Raw genomic sequence first — 1,403 nt, 5'->3', positions numbered from 1 at the left:
CGATACGTCGTCGTGAACGAACCATGTCAGCGTCCCGGTGTCATGAACAAAGGCTTCCACCGGAACCCCTCTGAAAACGAAGGATTCGCGGCGAGCCGCTTCGAGAGAGTCGAAAACGACAACCAGATCGATGTCRGACAGGCGCGTGCCTTGTCCTCGCATGATCGATCCCGCGACGTACGCAAACAACGCACCGCTGTATCGCGAGCGAAACGCAGCTTCGGCGATTTGCAAAGCCTCGGAAGGTGAGGGGCAGGGTCGATAATTCATAGGCGCGATTTACTACCGCTTTTGGGCCGTTAGACAAGGCGACCTAAAGGCAAGTATCAAGCCGCCAAATGGCAGCTTCCCGCCTTTTCTACCGAAACCTGACAGACCGCTTACGGCCCCTGAGTGGCCATTTCGGGTAATGTGCGGGGCCTCGTCACTTACCGGCGGGCGGGGCGCCGTCAATCGTCGCTCGCCGGTGCGCAGGACAAGCTTGCCGTCTGCGTGGAAGGCGACAACATCGGTCTCGCCAAAGGCGGGCGGCCGACCACCTATATCCTCTCGCGGCGGCAATAGGCCAGGGAGCGCTACTTCCGCCAATCCGATCTGAGCGCAGCCCAGATTCAAATCCTGCACTTGGAGCCAGATCAGGATCTGTGGACGGACGAGGCCCCTGAGAGTCAACCTGCGTAGGTGAAGTATACTTTGCCACGAGCAGGATCGACAATGGTGACGCTCCCCCCGCGACCATACGAGTAGAATGAACCGTTGGAATTGATCGCGTGATTGGCCTCAGCGTCGCGGCCGCTTTCAATGGCAATCGTAAAGCCATACTTTTCGAGAAATTCGGAAATCGTTGTCCGGTGCTTATCGGGGCGTGTCTCAGTCATCATGTCGGGGTCGTGGTCGTAATGGTGCCACTCGTCAACTTCGCTCTCGTCAACGGGTGTTGGGTGCCACTTCTCCGCCCCGCCTGGCAATCGATCTCGTAGATTTTGCCCCTGGGCTATTGCCCACTCCGCGCTTGGCGCGGTTAGGAGGTAAACGACAAACCCCGTCTCATTGTCGCCGGGCATGAACCCCAGACCCCAAGCCTGCTCAAGTCGGTACTCAATGGCCTCGACCTCAAGGGGCTTCGGGACCCGGGCGAGAACATGTCTACGATCCATGAAGTAGTCAACGACATAGAAGGCGGCCACCGCGGCGGCGAGAATAAGGACAATCTTCGTAAATGTGCGAATGGTGGAGCACTCCAACAAAAGGGGTGGTCAACGGGAACCGGTCGTAAAGCCGAAAGCTCCAGTGAGGGGGCAGTATGCGGGTGTGACAGAAGCCGGACACTGATTGCTCGCCATGGAACCCGGCAATTGCGGCGGCTTTATTCGGCTGCCTCCGATTAGCAGACAGACCACTTT

The 1,403-nt window shown here is 58.1% G+C and carries 2 protein-coding genes; both read right to left on the bottom strand.

Features of this window, described 5'->3' with window-relative positions; genetic code table 11:
* Positions 1-270, bottom strand: a 270-nt coding sequence (locus AC1DUU_RS31985) for a nucleotidyltransferase domain-containing protein (protein WP_476787312.1), incomplete at its 3' end; no start/stop codon positions are given.
* 398 nt (positions 271-668) lie between these two features.
* A complete protein-coding gene (locus AC1DUU_RS31980) occupies positions 669-1,244 on the bottom strand; it encodes a hypothetical protein (RefSeq protein WP_476787311.1) in 576 nt (191 codons plus the stop codon).
* Positions 1,245-1,403: the final 159 nt, after the last annotated feature.

The organism is Aminobacter sp. P4_H6_2, assembly GCF_056400805.1.
This window is presented reverse-complemented; position numbering and strand designations above follow the sequence as displayed.